Annotated in this window: 13 protein-coding genes; 8 read left to right on the top strand and 5 right to left on the bottom strand. The window is 70.7% G+C overall.

Going from position 1 to position 15947, the window contains the following annotated elements:
* Positions 1–224: 224 nt before the first annotated feature.
* Positions 225–1304 (bottom strand): MerR family transcriptional regulator, encoded by a 1080-nt coding sequence (locus ACIF83_RS28940; protein WP_399731226.1) that lies wholly within the window; start codon positions 1302–1304, stop codon positions 225–227.
* A 138-nt stretch (positions 1305–1442) separates the two neighbouring features.
* Here ACIF83_RS28940 and ACIF83_RS28945 point away from each other — a divergent pair, with 138 nt between their 5' ends.
* Entirely contained in the window at positions 1443–2318 is an 876-nt protein-coding gene (locus ACIF83_RS28945; RefSeq protein ID WP_393465465.1) for a RimK family alpha-L-glutamate ligase, read from the top strand.
* Positions 2319–2645: 327 nt separating this feature from the next.
* Here the strand turns inward: ACIF83_RS28945 and ACIF83_RS28950 are convergent, their stop codons facing one another.
* Positions 2646–3203 (bottom strand): hypothetical protein, encoded by a 558-nt coding sequence (locus ACIF83_RS28950; protein WP_399731229.1) that lies wholly within the window; start codon positions 3201–3203, stop codon positions 2646–2648.
* Between the two features lie 130 nt (positions 3204–3333).
* Here ACIF83_RS28950 and ACIF83_RS28955 point away from each other — a divergent pair, with 130 nt between their 5' ends.
* Both ACIF83_RS28955 and ACIF83_RS28960 read left to right on the top strand, forming a co-directional pair.
* Positions 3334–4107: an IclR family transcriptional regulator gene (locus ACIF83_RS28955; RefSeq protein ID WP_399731232.1), complete on the top strand. Its 774-nt coding sequence runs from the start codon at positions 3334–3336 to the stop codon at positions 4105–4107.
* Positions 4104–4949, top strand: coding sequence for an SMP-30/gluconolactonase/LRE family protein (locus ACIF83_RS28960; RefSeq protein ID WP_399731235.1), 846 nt, complete (start codon positions 4104–4106; stop codon positions 4947–4949). Before ACIF83_RS28955 ends, ACIF83_RS28960 begins: the two co-directional genes overlap by 4 nt.
* A 153-nt stretch (positions 4950–5102) precedes the next feature.
* On the opposite strand, the gene ACIF83_RS28965 is transcribed toward ACIF83_RS28960, so the two are convergent.
* Entirely contained in the window at positions 5103–6359 is a 1257-nt protein-coding gene (locus ACIF83_RS28965; protein WP_393465477.1) for an MAB_1171c family putative transporter, read from the bottom strand.
* Positions 6356–6970: a toxin-antitoxin system, toxin component family protein gene (locus tag ACIF83_RS28970; protein ID WP_399731239.1), complete on the bottom strand. Its 615-nt coding sequence runs from the start codon at positions 6968–6970 to the stop codon at positions 6356–6358. Before ACIF83_RS28970 ends, ACIF83_RS28965 begins: the two co-directional genes overlap by 4 nt.
* A 223-nt stretch (positions 6971–7193) precedes the next feature.
* Between ACIF83_RS28970 and ACIF83_RS28975 the strand changes: the two genes are divergently transcribed.
* The 5 genes from ACIF83_RS28975 to ACIF83_RS28995 all read left to right on the top strand — a co-directional run bounded on the left by ACIF83_RS28975 (position 7194) and on the right by ACIF83_RS28995 (position 12921).
* On the top strand, positions 7194–8552 hold the full coding sequence (locus tag ACIF83_RS28975) for an extracellular solute-binding protein (RefSeq protein ID WP_399731242.1): 1359 nt from the start codon (positions 7194–7196) through the stop codon (positions 8550–8552).
* Entirely contained in the window at positions 8549–9496 is a 948-nt protein-coding gene (locus tag ACIF83_RS28980) for a carbohydrate ABC transporter permease (RefSeq protein ID WP_393465485.1), read from the top strand. Before ACIF83_RS28975 ends, ACIF83_RS28980 begins: the two co-directional genes overlap by 4 nt.
* Positions 9493–10344: a carbohydrate ABC transporter permease gene (locus tag ACIF83_RS28985; protein ID WP_399731246.1), complete on the top strand. Its 852-nt coding sequence runs from the start codon at positions 9493–9495 to the stop codon at positions 10342–10344. The genes ACIF83_RS28980 and ACIF83_RS28985 overlap by 4 nt, the downstream gene beginning before the upstream one ends.
* A gap of 12 nt (positions 10345–10356) precedes the next feature.
* Entirely contained in the window at positions 10357–11325 is a 969-nt protein-coding gene (locus ACIF83_RS28990) for an arabinan endo-1,5-alpha-L-arabinosidase (protein ID WP_399731249.1), read from the top strand.
* Positions 11326–11406: 81 nt separating this feature from the next.
* The gene (locus ACIF83_RS28995; RefSeq protein WP_398137358.1) at positions 11407–12921 is read left to right on the top strand and encodes an alpha-N-arabinofuranosidase; all 1515 of its coding nucleotides are present in this window, start codon (positions 11407–11409) and stop codon (positions 12919–12921) included.
* Between the two features lie 6 nt (positions 12922–12927).
* On the opposite strand, the gene ACIF83_RS29000 is transcribed toward ACIF83_RS28995, so the two are convergent.
* Positions 12928–15897 (bottom strand): beta-galactosidase, encoded by a 2970-nt coding sequence (locus ACIF83_RS29000; RefSeq protein WP_393465496.1) that lies wholly within the window; start codon positions 15895–15897, stop codon positions 12928–12930.
* Between the last annotated feature and the right edge of the window lie 50 nt (positions 15898–15947).

Below are 15947 nucleotides of genomic sequence, written 5' to 3' on the forward strand. Positions count from 1 at the left end.
CCCGACGAGTCGGCGCCACCCCCGTGATCAGCCATGCCCGGGATCATCACATCGGTACGTTGCCGGAAGCAACGCGGTACTTGGCACAGTGGAGGGCCTTTGGCCGAATGTGTCCGTCGGCGGAGACACACATACATCGACGAGAACGCATAGTGGGAGACGAATGCACGACGACGCCCGGACCCACGCTGGGGCCCGGGCGTCCTCAAGCCGAGAGACTAGCCTCACTTCTGTCCGACCGAGACGGGTGGGCGGGTGGGCAGAACAACGTCAGCGACAACACAGCTCACGTTGTCAGGACCCCCCGCCGCATTGGCCTCATCGATCAGCAACTGCCCCGCACCCTCGCAGGCAAGCAGCTCCTTGATCCGCTCGTCCGGGACGACCCCGGTCAGCCCGTCGGAGCACAGCAGATACCGATCACCGACCCGAGCCTCGTGCAGCCGCAGATCCGTAACCGGTGCCATACCGCCGCCGAGGGCCTTCATCAGCAGAGCCCGCTGCGGATGACTCGAAGCCTCCTCCAGCGTCAGCCGCCCCTCGTCGATCAGGGACTGAACCACGCTGTGGTCGTGGGTGATCCGGAACAGCGCGCCGTCTCGCAGCAGATACGCCCGCGAGTCCCCGATGTGCACGAGCGCCAGCTTCGACCCCGTCCACAGCAGCGCGGTCAGCGTGGTGCCGTTCTCCTCGCCGCCCTCCGCGAGGTCATGGACGGCCTCGCTCGCCCCCCGTACCGCGTCCTCCAGCAGGTTCAGCACGCTGCCGGCCGCGATCTCCTCTCCCTCGTCCAGAAACCTCAGCGCCTCCACGGCCGCGCTGCTCGCCGGTGCCCCCGCCGGCCCGAACCCGTCGGCCACGGCGAGCAGCCTGCGGCCCGCGTACACCGTGTCCTGGTTGGCCGGGCGAACCTGTCCACGGTCGGAGTGGGCGGAATAACGCAGTTCCAGCATGGTGGTGTGATCCCTTCTCGTCTCTCCGGTCAGCTGGTCGACGAGGAACGCGGCGAGATCCCGCCGTACGGCCGTGTCCGCCTCGACCCGCGCCCAGTACGCCCGGATCTCCGCCGCGGCATCCGGCGGGTCCAGGGCGCACACGGCGCGGATCTCGGCCAGCGGCATGCCCAGCCGCCGCAGCCAGGCCACGAGCCGGGCCTGCCGAAGCTGCCCGGCGGCGTAGTACCGGTACCCGGTGCCGGGGTCGACCCGGGCGGGCCGCAGCAACTCCAGCTGGTCGTACAGCCGCAGCGCCTTGGGCGACAGCCGGCTCGCCCTGGCGAAGGCACCGATCGTCAGCAACTCCATGGGGCTCCTCGCGCTCCTCGTCGTCCGCCACCGATGCTGGGGCTTCACCAAAGGTGAAGGTCAAATGCGCTGTCGTGGTTCCTCCTGTGCTTGTTAGCCTCACAGCCGATCGAACCGTCGTACGACAGGGAGCCCGCCGTGCCCCGAGTAGCGCTCGCCACCTACGACCCCGGAGCCGAGCCGAGCAAGGACAGCGACCTGCCGGTGCTGGTGCGGGCGCTGACGGACGCCGGGGCCGAGGCGGAGGCCCGGCACTGGGACGACCCGGACGCCGACTGGGGCGCCTACGACCTGGTCGTCATCCGGTCGACCTGGGACTACAGCTGGCGCGCCGAGGAGTTCGGGGCGTGGGTGGAGCGGGTCGGCGCCGTGACGCGCCTGGCCAATCCGCCGGCCGTGGTGCGCTGGAACTCCGACAAGCGCTACCTCGGCGAGCTGGCGGCGGCCGGTGTGCCGACCGTGTCCACGCGCTACATCGCTCCCGGCGAGCCCGCCGACCTGCCCGTCGACCACGAGTACGTGATCAAGCCGACCTCCGGCGCGGGCGCCCGGTTCGCCGCCCGCTACGCACCCGCCGAGCACGAGACGGCCGTACGACAGCTGGCGCGGATGCACGCGGAGGGCTTCACCGCGATGGTGCAGCCGTACGTGCGGGACATCGACGTCAGCGGGGAGCGGGCGTTGCAGTTCTTCGGCGGCGGTCTGCTGCACGCCAGCCGCAAGGGCGCCGTCCTCGCGCCCGGCACCCCCTACGACGCCGACAAGGTGGCCCACCCCGACCTGGAGCCCTGGCTGCCCACGGACGCCGAACTCGCCGTGGCCGAGAAGGCGTTGACGGCCGTACCCGACACGCGGGGGCTCCTGTACGCGCGCGTGGACCTCGTCGACGGGGAGGACGGCCGGCCGCGCGTGATGGAACTGGAGCTGGTGGAGCCGAACCTGTTCCTGTTCCTGCACCCGGCCTCACTGCCACGCGTCACGCAGGCCATCCTGGCCGCGGCCGCAGAGGCCTAGAGCCTGTCCGGCGCATCGGGCCCTGGGCCGGACCCGACCGTGGCGCGGCAGGCCTCGGCGTAGGCCCGGACCAGTGGTCGTCCCTCGTCAAGGTGCTGATCGTGGATCCGGGAGGGTTCCGGACCTCGCTGATGGAGACCGCCCGGGCCGGGGTCAGCGCGGACAGCGGGGTGTACGCCAGGGTGAGCGAGACCCGCGGGTTCGTCGCGCCGTCCTGACCCACCTCGACCAGGTCCGCGAGGACCTCGCGGCCTGGGAGAAGCAGGCCAGGGCAACGGCCTTCGACGCGTAGGCCCCTTCAGGGCCCGGGGAGCCCCCGGAGCCCGTTCAGGTGCGGATCGCGGTCCGCTGGAGCAGCCCCCAGGTGAACTCGGCGACGACCTCGTGCCGTACGCCGTCCCGGTCCGGGGCGGTGAAGGCCAGCCCCCAGCGGGTGGGGGCCGTGCCCTCCAGCGGGCGGGCCGGAGCGAAGGCGCGGGCGGCCTCGTCCACCGTGCAGGACCAAGGGGTCAGGTCGTCCAGGGTCTCCAGCTTCGGCGCCGGGGCGCCGGGTGCGCGCACCAGCCACTCGTTCCAGACCGCGCCGTCGGGGGAGACCAGCGCCTCGAAGCGCAGACCGGGCCACAGGGGCAGCGCCCACCGCCGGGCCTCGCAGTCGACGTCACCGAGGCGGCGCCGGACGACGGCCTCGGGCTCCCCGAGGACCGAACGGTAGCGGGCGGCCGCGGACCGCGACCGAGGCGACCGGACCATCGCCTGCCACCGCTTGTTGGCCTCCCGCATGTCCGCGATCGACGCGCCGAGCGTGTGCCGGGCGTCCTCGACCAGGTCCGGGTTGTGGTCCGCCATGCGGCGCAGCAGCACCAGCTGGAAGTCGAGTTGCATGGACCCATGGTGCCCGGCTCGCTCCCGCCCATTGCCCGCGCACCCCGCGATGACTAGCCTGTGTTCGTCATGCCGATCGTCTGTTGAAATCTCGAACACAGGCGCTTAGACCCAAGGGAGGGGGCCGGACGTGGGACGTCTCGTGCCTGCCGTGACCCGGGCTCTCGACATTCTTGAGCTGTTCCTGGACGGGGACGGGACGCTCTCCGCCCCCGACATCGTGCGCAAGCTGCAGCTGCCGCGCACCACCGTGCACGAGCTGGTCACCACGCTCGCCGCACGCTCGTACATCGTGCAGGTGCCGGGACAGCCCGGACGGTACCGGCTCGGCGTACGCCCGTACCAGCTCGGCAGCCGCTATGCCGAGCAGCTCGACCTCGCGGCCGAGGGCCAGCAGGTGGCCCGCTCGGTCGCGGAGACCTGCGACGAGACGGTCCACGTGGCCATCCTCGAGGGCACCGACGTCATCTACATCGCCAAGGTCGACTCCACGCACGCCGTGCGCATGGTCTCGGCCGCCGGCCGCCGGCTGCCCGCCCACTGCACCTCCGTCGGCAAGATGCTGCTGGCCTCGCTGCCGGAGCAGGAGCTGGCGGCGCGGATCCCGGACGGCGCCGAGCTGACCGCGATGACGCCCAACAGCATCACCGATCCGGCCGCGCTGCGCGAGACCCTTGCGGAGATCCGGCAGCGGGGCATCGCGGTGGAGAGCCGCGAGTCCAACCCGGACGTGTCGTGCGTGGCCGCCCCCGTGCGCGACCGCGCGGGCCATGTGGTCGCCGCCCTCTCCATCTCGGTCCCCATGATCCGCTGGAGCGAGGAGCGGCGGGCCGAGCTGGAGCAGCTGGTCGTGAAGGGCGCGGCGGAGCTGTCGGAGCGGCTCGGCCACCGGGGCGTGGCATGACGTCGTACGAGGTCGCCGTGCGGGCGGAGGCGGCGCTCGGCGAGGGCCCGACCTGGGACCCGTCGACGGGCCGCCTCATCTGGCTCGACGTCCTGGGCATGCGCGTCCACACCTACGACCCCTCCTCCGGCCGCCGCACGATCCGTACGACGCAGCAGCACGTCGGCGCGGCGAAGCCCCGCGCGGGCGGTGGCCTGGCGCTGAACCTGCGCGACGGCATCGGGCTCCTCGACCCCGACGGCACCTTCCGCTGGCTCCACCACGAGCCCGTCCCCGGCCGCCGCGCGAACGACGCCGCCGTCGCGCCCGACGGGTCCCTCTGGGCGGGCACGATGCGCTACGACGAGGCGACGGGGGGCGGCACGCTGTCCCGCCTCACCGGCGACGGGGACGTACGGCTCGCCCTTCCCGACGTCACCGTCAGCAACGGCATCGGCTGGAGCCCCGACGGCCGCCTCATGTACTACGCCGACACCCCGACCCGGCGCGTGGACGTCTTCGACCACGACGCCGAGGGCATCCGCAACCGGCGCACGCTGCTGGAGATCGAGCCGGGCGCCGGCTTCCCCGACGGTCTGACGGTCGACGCGGAGGGCTGTGTGTGGGTGGCGCTGTGGGACGGGGGAGCGATCCGCCGCTACACGCCGTCCGGCGACTTGGACCGCGTGCTCACGTTGCCGACTCCGCGCACGACGGCCTGCGCGTTCGGCGGCCCGGACCTGTCCGACCTGTACATCACGACGGCTCGCACGGGACTGTCGGCGCCGCATCCGATGTCGGGCTCGGTGCTGGTGATTCCGGGCGCGGGCAAGGGGCTGCCGCAACCGGCGTTCGAGGGCTGACCGGAACCGTACATCGCAAAGCCGAGGAGGTCATCCACCACCCGGCGGGCCGTGCGTCACCGGGTCGGTCGGGTGCTGCCGGCGGGCCCAGTGGGCGCAGCCGTGCCACAGGACACCGTTCGCGCGTGGGCGAAGACGGCCATGCGGGACATGTCAATCGTGTGCGGCAACGCTCTGCTGGGCAGCCGCATGCGCGCGGACCGCTTCGATGTCGTCGGGATGGCGGAGGGTCCGGGAGACTGCCCCGATCTCCCGGAGCAGGCTCGTGGTGTCGGGCCCGGTGGCCTCCCCCAGTGCCTCAAGGGCCTGGGGGGACCCCCAGGCCGGCTCGGGGTCACGTCCCTTCGTCTCGATCGCGTCGAGGATGCCCACCGCGGCCGCCAGCGCCCGGGCCCGCTCAGGCGGGTGCCCGAGGCCGAGGGCGGCGTCGTACGACCGCCTGCCCAGGCCGGCGTCGATGTGCCGGGCCAGCGACAGCAGAACATCCCGGATGAACGTCTCTCGTCGGGTCAGCCGCAGCTCGGGCGTGGCCCGCAGCACGAACGGCACACCTTCCCCGCTCACGGACCGCATCAGCTGGTACAGCGGCCGCAGTTCGCGGTGGGCGAGCCGGACCCGCCAGCGGTCGTGCAGATATTGGCCGGCGTGCGGCAGGACGAAACCGACCGCGACAAGGATGGCGGACAGCGAGGCGACCGGCGGGGCGAGATTCGTGCTCAGCCAGTCCAGGTCCTGCCCCCACCAGCGGGCGAAGACAGCTGTCAGCTTGGACACGTTGAAGATGAGGTTGAGGACGTAGCCGGCGCCCAGGAGCTTCAGGCCCCAGCGCAGCCAGCCGTCCAGTCCCTCGGTGCGCACCCAGTTCCAGATCTGCTGGGAGGTGATCAGGACGGCCACGGCGTGTGCCACGAGGTAGAGCAGGATCTCCTCGCGCATGAACGGGGTGGTGGCGTAGTACGTGTCCAGGTCCCGCAACCGCTCCTCGGGCGCGTCGGCGAGCAGGAACAGCACCCACAGCGCGACGATCACCCCGGAGTAGACCGAGATCACCCAGCGCACCGCACGCCGGGTGGCGGCCGAGCGGTCGGACAGGCCGTTGCGCCAGGTGATGACCAGCAGTAGGCAGGAGCCGCACATCGCGGTGATGAGCGAATAGCACCAAGGCGCCGAGACGTTGGGCACGCCGATCAGCCGGTTGACCCGGGCGATGGTGGACGGCGCGCAGAACACGAACACCGCACAGGCGAGCAGCAGCACTCCGCCGACCCCGCGCAGCAGTGGGTCCCGCCATAACCGGATGATCGTGGGCAGCTTGAACACCAGGGCGGCGGTGAGCACCGCGGTGGGGATCCAGAAGGAGATGTAGAACTCGTCGAGGAGGCGTGAGGGGTCCAGCGCCAGCACGGTCACCGCGTGACTCCTCCACGTCCGCGATAGCCGAGGGAGCGTTGGACCCGCTGGACGGGATCGAGCGGCGTGCCCATGCCCGGACCGGTGAGACAGGGCCGGAACAGCGTGGCCAGGCGGTGGCCGAAGTCGTCGGCCTCGGCCTCGTCCACCTCGCGGGAGCCGTTGCGGGCGGCCACCGTCAGGGCCGTGTCGCGCCAGCGGGGCTCGCCCGCGAGTGCGCGGGCCGCCGCGGCCCCGGCCAGGTGGTGGTGCCGGTGCCCGGTGTGCAGATGCCACAACTCGTGTCCGAGGATGACCAGTTGCTGCACGGCCTCGGCCCGCTCCTCCACGATGACCAGGTCGAAGTCCTGGAACTCCACCCACAGGCCGGTGACCTCGATCTCGTCCGGGAAGCGCTCGAAGCGCAGCTCCACCGGCCGTCCGGCCCGCCGCGCGGTCATCTCCTCGCACAGCGCATGGCACAACTCTCGTACGCCGTCGGGTGGTTGCGGTCGTGCGCGGACGGCGGTGGCGAGGTCGGCGGCCAGGGTGCGCATCGCCGGGCCCGGGCGGGAGCCGCACAGCCATGCGGCCAGCCGTGCCGCCCGCTGCCGCGCACCCGCGATGGTCATCGGTCCCCCTTCTCACCGCCGGTGTGCGGTTCGTCCGAGCGTACGCGCCTGGATGTGTCCGCGTCAGGTGATCGGACGACCGTTGTTCAACGCGGAACGACCACCTCCGCTCCCGTGGCGAGCGAAAGCCTGCGTCCAACCCATTGACGCGCAAGCGCTTCGATTCTACGGTCCCGTTCGAAGTTACGGGCAATATTCGATATCCCGAACAGTGGGGCAAGGTATGGGACAACCTGGCCTGAATCGCAGGCAACTTCTAGGGGCGGCCGGAGGGTTGGCGGTGGCCGCGAGCTTCGGCTTCGCCGCCCTCGGCAGCGGAGCCGACGCGCTCGCCTCCAGTGCCCGCACGCGGGTGCGCTACTGGAACCTCTTCAGCGGCGGCGACGGCGGCAACATGGTCGCGATGGTGGACGCCTTCCACCGGGCCAACCCGGACGTCGCGGTCAAGGCCTTCACCCTGACGTGGGGCGGCCCCTACTACACCAAGCTCGCCATGGCCGCCGCCGGCAACCGCGCCCCGGACCTCGCGGTCATGCACCAGGGCCGCGTCCCCGGCTTCGCGCCGGGCCGTCTCCTGGACCCCTGGGACATGGACCTCCTCACCAAGTACGGCGTCAGGGAGGCCGACTTCAACCCCGTGCTGTGGAAGCGCGGCATCGTCGACGGCAAGCTCTACGCCCTGCCCCTCGACATCCACGTCCAGCTGAACTTCTACCGCAAGGACGTCTGCAAGAAGGCGGGCCTGCTCGACGCCGACGGCCGGCTGCCGGCCGCGACCTCCCCCGACGACTGGTTCGAGATCCTCAAGGCGGCCAAGGGACAGCTCAAGAAGGGCGTGCAGACCCTCGGCCTGCACGCCAACGACCAGAACTTCTCCTGGTGGTTCTTCGTCGCCTTCTACCAGCAGCTCGGCGGCACCTACTTCGACGACGACCAGACCCGGGTCACCTTCGACGCCGACAGGGCCACCCAGGTCCTGGAGTTCCTCCGCAGGAACGTCACCGAGGGCTACGTCACCGTCGGCGCGGCGGACGGCGAGGCCTTCATCGCCGGGTCGCCGTTCACCTGGGAGGGCAACTGGTCCGTGCCCTACTTCAACGGGGAGAAGATCGAGTACGGCGCCCAGCCGCTGCCCCCGGTCTTCGGCACCCCGGCCACCCACGCCGAGTCGCACTCGTTCGTCCTGCCCCACCAGGCCGACCGCGGCGGCGCCGCCGACGAGGGCGCACACATGCTGGCCGCCTACATGGTCAAGCACGCCACCGCCTGGGCGGGCGGCGGCCACGTCCCCGCCTACCTGCCCACCTTCAAGGACCCGGCCTACCTCGAGCTGGCCCCGCAGAACGAGTACTCCAGGCCCGCCATGGAGCACCCGGCCACCGAACCCCACATCTGGTTCGCCGGCTCCACCGGCATCCTCGCCCAGCGCATCGGCCCGGTCGTCGCCGCCTCCAACGTCGGCTCCGTCAAGCCGGACGCCGCCGCCCGTCGTATGAAGTCCGAACTGCAGAAATTGCTTGCCGCCAAGAACCCCATGGACGGCCGGACCGCCGCCCAGGAGCTGAAGGGAGCGGGCGCATGAGCAGCACCACCGTCGTGGGCGCCAAAGCGGTGCGCCCTCGTGCCGCCACCGCTGCCGACTCCGCCCGGCTGCGCTGGAGCCGCCGCCTCCAGCACGGCGGCTGGTTCGTCGCCCCGTTCTTCGTCCTGTACGGGCTGTTCGTGGTCGTGCCCGTCGTCCGGGGTCTCTACCTGAGCTTCACCGACGCCAACATCTCCGGCGACCACACCAGCTTCATCGGCCTCTCCAACTACCGTGAGGCCCTCAAGGACCGCCTGGTGTGGGACTCGCTGTGGCACAGCGTCCGGTTCACCCTCGAAGTCGTGCCGTGCATCGTCGTCGTGGCGCTGCTGATGGCACTGATCGCCCACCACACGGTGCACTTCAAGTGGCTGTGGCGGCTGTGCTTCTTCGCCCCCTTCCTCCTCCCGTCGGCCGTCGTCGGCAACCTGTGGTGGTGGCTGTTCCAGCCCACCAACGGCATGGTCAACCACGTCCTCGGCCTGGACACGCCCTGGCTCACCCAGAAGTCGACGGCGATGCTCGCGGTCGTCGTCGCCACCCTGTGGTGGACGGTCGGCTTCAGCTTCCTCCTCTACCTGGCGGCCCTGCAGAACATCCCCCAACACCTCTACGAGGCGGCCGAGCTGGACGGGGCGAACGCGTTCCAGCGCATGCTCCACATCACCGTGCCGAACCTGCGCCACATCACCGGGCTCGTCCTCGCCCTCCAGATCCTGGCCTCGCTCCAGGTCTTCGACCAGGCCGTGGTCATGTACCAGTTCGGCCCAGGTCCCGAGGAATCGACCCGCACCTTCGTCCAGTACACCCTCGAACAGGGCTTCACCAGCTACCGCGTGGGCTACGCCTCCGCCATCTCCTTCATCCTCTTCCTCATCATCGCCGTCGTCGCACTCGGCCGGATGTGGCTGCTGCGCAACCGCGAGGAGGGCGCTGCCCGATGACCACTCCCGTCCTGCGGGGGCCCCGCAGCACCTGGACCCCGGGCCAGATCGCCCTCACGGTCGTCGCCGCGGTCCTCTCCCTGATCTGGGTGGCGCCCCTCGCGTGGGCCCTGTCCACCTCGCTGAAGACCCCGACGGAGTCCGTCACCTCGCCGCACTGGATCCCGGACCACTTCACCCCGGGCTCCTGGGGCAAGGTCTTCGAGGCGGGCAACATCCCCAACTGGTTCGTCAACTCGGTCGTGGTGTCCGTCTGCGTCACCGTGATCGTGCTGCTCGTCGCCTCCCTCGCCGGATACGGCTTCGCCCGCACCGAGTTCCGCGGCAAGTCGGCCCTGATGGCGGTCACGATGGCGGGCCTGATGTTCTCCCCGGCGATCCTCGGCGTCCCGCTGTTCACCACCGTGCAGTCGCTGGGGATGGTCGACACGTACTGGGGCATGATCCTCCCGCAGTGCGCCCCGGCCGCGATGGTCTACATCCTCTACAAGTTCTTCCAGTCCCTGCCGAAGGAACTGGAGGAGGCCGCCTTCATCGACGGCGCGGGCCGCTGGCGGATCTTTTTCACGATCGTCCTGCCCCTGTCGAAGCCGTCCCTCTCGGCGGTCGGGATCTTCACCTTCATCGCCTCGTGGAACAACTTCATCTGGCCGTACATGGTGACCAACAACCCCGACCTGATGACCATGCCCAACGGCATCGCCACCGTGCAGAACGCCTTCGGCATCGTCTGGCCCCAGCTCATGGCCGGCGGCCTCGTCGCGGGCCTGCCGCTGATCATCGCCTTCGTCTTCTTCCAGAGCCAGATCGTGCGGGGCGTGGCCCACACGGGCCTGGCCGGCCAGTGAGGAGAGAGTGAGTTGAAGCGCCTCGGACTCGCCGCACTGCTCGCCGCGGCCGCCCTCGCCCTGCTGCCCGCCACGGCCCGGGCGGACGTGACGTACCCCGACCCCCTCCCCCTCACCGGCCGGCAGATCGTCCACGATCCCACCGTCCACCAGCTGGAGAACGGTCAGTACGTCGCCTACTCCACCGGCGGCATCATCGGCGCCCGCCTCTCCACCGACCTCCACCGCTGGGACGACGCGGGCAACGCCTTCGCCACCCCGCCGAGCTGGTGGTACGACTACAACTCCACGGCCGACCCCTGGGCCCCGGACCTGACCTACCGCGACGGCCGCTACTGGCTCTACTACGCGGTCTCCTCCTGGGGCACCAATCGCTCCGCGATCGGCGTGGCCACCTCGCCCACCGGCCTCCCCGGCACCTGGACCGACCACGGCAAGGCCTTCACCTCGGAGAAGACGGACGCCTGGAACGCGATCGACCCGGCCGTGATCCACGCCGACGGCAAGCTGTGGATGGCGTTCGGCTCGTACTGGACCGGCATCCGCATGGTCGAACTCGACCGCAGGACCGGCAAGGCGCTCCCCGACGCCCCGGTCCACCACCTGGCGACCCGCCCGGACGCCCCCTATGCGGTGGAGGGCGCGTCGATCCTCCGCCACGGCGCCCACTACTACCTCTTCGCGTCGTACGACGCCTGCTGCGCGGGCGTGAACTCGACGTACAAGATCAGGGTGGGCCGCTCGACGTCGGTGACCGGGCCGTACGTGGACAGCACGGGCAAGCCGATGCTGGAGGGAGGCGGAGACCTGTTCCTCGCATCGCACGGCCGCTACATCGGCCCCGGCGGCGAGTCGACGTTCCGCACGCACGGCAAGACCTGGCTGGCTTACCACTACTACGACGCAACGGACAACGGCACCCCGAAGCTGGGGCTCAACAAGCTCAGCTGGACTGGTAGGGGCTGGCCGGAGTTGCTCTAGGGGCGCGGGGAACTGCGCGACAAGCCACGAATCACCCGCACTCGCCGACGAGACCCAAGCCACCCACCCCGAAAGGCGCACATGCACCCCGCCCGCTTCACGCTGGACCCCGCCTTCACCATCGGCGAAGTAAACCCCCGCCTCTTCGGCTCCTTCGTGGAACACCTCGGCCGCTGCGTCTACACGGGCATCTACGAACCGACCCACCCCACGGCCGATGCCGAAGGCCTGCGTACCGACGTCCTCGACCTCGTCCGTGAACTCGGCGTCACCACCATCCGCTACCCCGGGGGCAACTTCGTCTCCGGCTACAAGTGGGAGGACTCGGTCGGCCCGGTCGAGGACCGCCCCCGCCGCCTCGACCTGGCCTGGCACTCCACCGAGACCAACCGCTTCGGCCTCTCCGAGTACATCGCCTTCCTGAAGAAGATCGGCCCCCAGGCCGAACCCATGATGGCCGTCAACCTCGGCACACGAGGCGTGGCCGAGGCTCTGGAACTCCAGGAGTACGCCAACCACCCCTCCGGCACGGCCCTCTCCGACCTCCGGGCCGCCCACGGCGACAAGGAACCCTTCGGCATCAAGCTCTGGTGCCTCGGCAACGAGATGGACGGCCCCTGGCAGACCGGCCACAAGACGGCCGAGGAGTACGGCCGTCTCGCCGCCGAGACGGCCCGGGCCATGCGCCAGATCGACCCCTCCGTGGAACTGGTGGCCTGCGGCTCCTCCAGCCAGTCCATGCCCACCTTCGCCGCATGGGAGGCGACCGTCCTCCAGGAGACGTACGAGCTGGTCGACCACATCTCCCTGCACGCCTACTACGAGCCGGTCGACGGCGACCTGGACTCCTTCCTCGCCTCGGCCGTCGACATGGAGTCCTTCATCGAGAACGTGGTGGCCACGGCCGACCACGTGGGCGCCCGCCTCAAGTCCAAGAAGAGGATCAACCTCTCCTTCGACGAGTGGAACGTCTGGTACCTCTCGCGCTGGGAGGAGTACGCGAAGACCATCGACCGGACCGGCTGGCCGCAGGCCCCCCGCCTCCTGGAGGACAACTACAGCGTCACCGACGCCGTCGTCTTCGGCTCCCTCCTCATCGCCCTGCTCCGGCACGCCGACCGCGTCACCGTCGCCTGCCTCGCCCAGCTGGTCAACGTGATCGCGCCGATCATGACCGAGCCGGGCGGCCCGGCCTGGCGGCAGACGACGTTCTTCCCGTTCGCGCAGGCCTCCCGGCACGGCCGCGGCGAGGTCCTCGACGTCCGCGTGGACTCGCCGACGTACGAGACGCGGAAGTACGGCGAGACGGACCTGCTGCACGCCACCGCGGTCCGCGCGGCCGACGGCACGGTCACCGTCTTCGCCGTGAACCGCGGCCGTACCGGGCCGCTCCCGCTCGAAGTCGCCCTGAACGGCCTCGACCTGACGTCCGTCGTCGAGCACAGCGCGCTCGCGGACGCCGACCCCGACGCCCGCAACACCCTGGACGACCCCGAGCGGGTCACCCCGCACCCGGTCGAGGGCACCGCCCTGCGGGACGGCACCCTCACCGCCGTACTGGAGCCCCTGTCCTGGAACGTGATCAGGCTCGCCTGAGCGGTCTCAGCGGCCGGGGGAGAGCACCGGAGTCACCGGTGTCCCCCCGGTCGCCCGGCCCAGCAGGGTCAGCTGGACGTTCCCCGGGCCGGACAGCGTGGTGAACTCCGAAAGGACCGCCAGCGCCAGGGTGTTGGAGCCCCGGGTGCGCAGGATGCCGTTCGGCAGGACGAAGGTGTGCTGCGGGCCGACGTTGTTGATGTACTGGCCCATGTTCCAGCCGTTGAGGAAGATCTGCGCCCGGTAGGCCCGGTACGGGTCGTCCTCCAGGGTCAGGCCGATCGAGGCATCGATGTCGGCCGGGACCGACAGCCGGAAGGTGGTCCGGTACCAGGTCACGCCCTGGCGCCGCTCGGCCCGCGGGAAGGTCACCGCCTTCCAGCCCCGGTCACCGAAGCCGGGCAGGTGCCAGCCCTCCCGCTCGCCGTACAGGCCGCCGTTGTTCTGCGGTCCGCGCACCGGGTCGGGCGCCGCCTCGCCCTGGATCCGCCAGGTCACCTTCGGCGAGGCCCCCTTGAAGAGGGCGGCGGTGAGGCCGCGGGCCACCTTGTGGGTGTCCAGCGCCTTGCCGTCCTGGTCGTGCTGCATGCGCCGGACCAGGACCGACAGCACGTGCCGGCCGGGCGAGCGCAGTCGTTCGTCCACCGGGAAGACCGCGGTGGCGTCCCAACTGCCCTTCCTGACCGTGGTGTTCTTGTCCGGCACCGGCATCCGGTGGGTGCCCAGCGGCTCCCCGTCCAGCCACGCCATCAGCAGGCCCTGGGTGCCCGTGGTGTAGGCGAGCGAGACCTCCTCGACGCCGGAGGAGTCGCTGAACGTGCCCCGGTACCAGACGTCCCCATAATGGAAGCCGTAGTCGTCCGCGAACAGCACCGGCCGGCCGTCCGGGACCGGAGTGACGCTGTACGACGACGTCCTGTCCGCCTTCTTCCAGGACGAGTCGTCGAAGTTGGGCCCGGCCTCCGGGTTCTCGGTCCGCATCCGCCAGCGGCCCAGTCGGGGCAGCGCCACCTCCGGTACGGAGGGCAGCATCCCGGTGGTCATCACGCTTTGGGACATGGTGATCCGGGTCGGCACCTTGCGCCCGTTCCACACCAGGCTCGTGATCCCGCGCGGCCCCCACACCTCCACGCTGGTCTCCCCGACGACGTCACCCGTCAGGTGGACCTCGGAACCGCGCACCTCGGCGTGGCGCAGCAGCGACGGGCCGTACACCAGCAGGGTGCCGGACGGGGTGTCGTACGGGAAGATGCGCACGGCGGTGGCGTCGTCGGCGAAGAGCAGCAGCAGCGGGATGTCGCTCTCGCCCTTGGCGACCAGCACCCGGGTGAGGCCGCCCTGTCCGAGGATCGCGTTGACGTGCAGATCGTTGCCGTCGTACGCCCACGCGCCCTCCGGGTCGAGCCGGGTGACGAACGGCTCCTCCGGGCACTTCAGGACCAGGTCCGCCATGTCGTCGCGGCGGCCCGCGAACACGGCGATGTCCTGCCGCCCGGCCGTCACGCACAGCATGGGCTGGGCGGTGGAGTACTTCAGCGTCCGATGGCCCAGGCGGAGCCCGGTGGTCAGCATGCGGGCGTCGCGCGCGGGCACGGTGATCTTCAGGTTCCCCGCGTCCGTGGGCAGGTCGGTGGTGACCGGCTCGGTCCCGTCGTTGCGGGCCACGTACACATGGGCGCCGGTGTCCGGGTTGGAGAGGTGGTAGACCTTCAGTCCCTCGGCCTCGACCTCCGCCGCCCGGTCCAGCCGGGCGAAGTCGGGCACGCGCTGCAGCAGATGCCCCAGCTGGTGCATCGGGGCGATCTTGTCGGTGACGTTGCGCGCCTCGTCGATGGCGGCCCCGTAGTCGTACGACGTGTAGACGACCGGCGCGGGCAGCCAGCCCCACGACGTCCCGCCGAACGTCATGTACACGTTGTGCAGGGTGATGCCGTTGGCGAGGTTGGTGAGGTAGAAGCGGCGCTCGTAGGCGGCGTCCCGGGTGCGCCGCGACTCGGCGTACCCCTTGCCGTCGAACCAGGACCCGCCCCACGGGTCGAACCAGCCGCCCCCGAACTCGGGCATGAACCCGGGCGTGCGCGGCGAGGCGGTGGAGCCGCCGGTCGCACCGCCGGGCCCGAAGGTCCCCCAGTCGGGCGGCGTCTGGGACGGCGACGGATACCCGTCGAAGCCGTACAGCCAGCCGCCGCTCTCCTTGCCGGTGTCGAACGACCCCGGGACCCAGTGGCCGTTCCTGCCCTTGTCGTTGTGGAAGAGCGGGACGTCGATCCCGTCCGCCCTGACCTTCTTGTACAGGTGGGACATGTAGTCCCGGCCGGTCGCCTCGTCGACGTGGGAGTCGTACTCGTTCTCGATCTGGTAGAGCAGGACCGTGCCCTTGCCCTGGGTGAACAGGTGCCGGCGGGCGATCCGGTTCACGTGGGTCAGCCACTCGTCGACGTGCGACAGATAGGTCGGGTCGGCGGTGCGGGCCGTGCCCTTCGTCGCCGTCAGCCAGCCCGGGAAGCCGCCGCCGTCGATCTCGGCGTTGATGTACGGGCCGGGCCGCAGGATGACGTACAGCCCGGTCTCGGCGGCCGTCCGCAGGAAGAGGTCGAGATCCCGGACCCCGGTGAAGTCGTACCGGCCGGGCGCGGGGGAATGGTAGTTCCACGACACGTAGATGCTCACGGCGTTGTACCCGTGCGCCCGCATCTTCTGCAGCACGTCCCGCCACAGGGACGGACTCGGCAGCCGGAAGGGATGCATCTCGCCGGACCACACGACCAGCCGCCGGCCGTCGACCAGCAGCGAGTAGTGGTCGTACCCGATGGTGTGACGCTCCCCGTCGGCGCGCGGCGGGGCGGGCGCCGGACCGGTCGGCACACTGCGCGCCGCGTACGCCGAGGGCGCCCCGGGGCCGCCGCTGCCGCCCAGGGCGAAGCCGAGCGTGGCCGAGCCGGCCAGGGCACTGAAGGTACGTCTGCTGAGCGCCAAGGTGGATCCTCCCGGGCGATCTTACGGGGGCGCGGTCCGGCCATTCTCCA

The sequence above is a fragment of the Streptomyces sp. NPDC085866 genome, assembly GCF_044541035.1.
GTDB lineage: Bacteria > Actinomycetota > Actinomycetes > Streptomycetales > Streptomycetaceae > Streptomyces.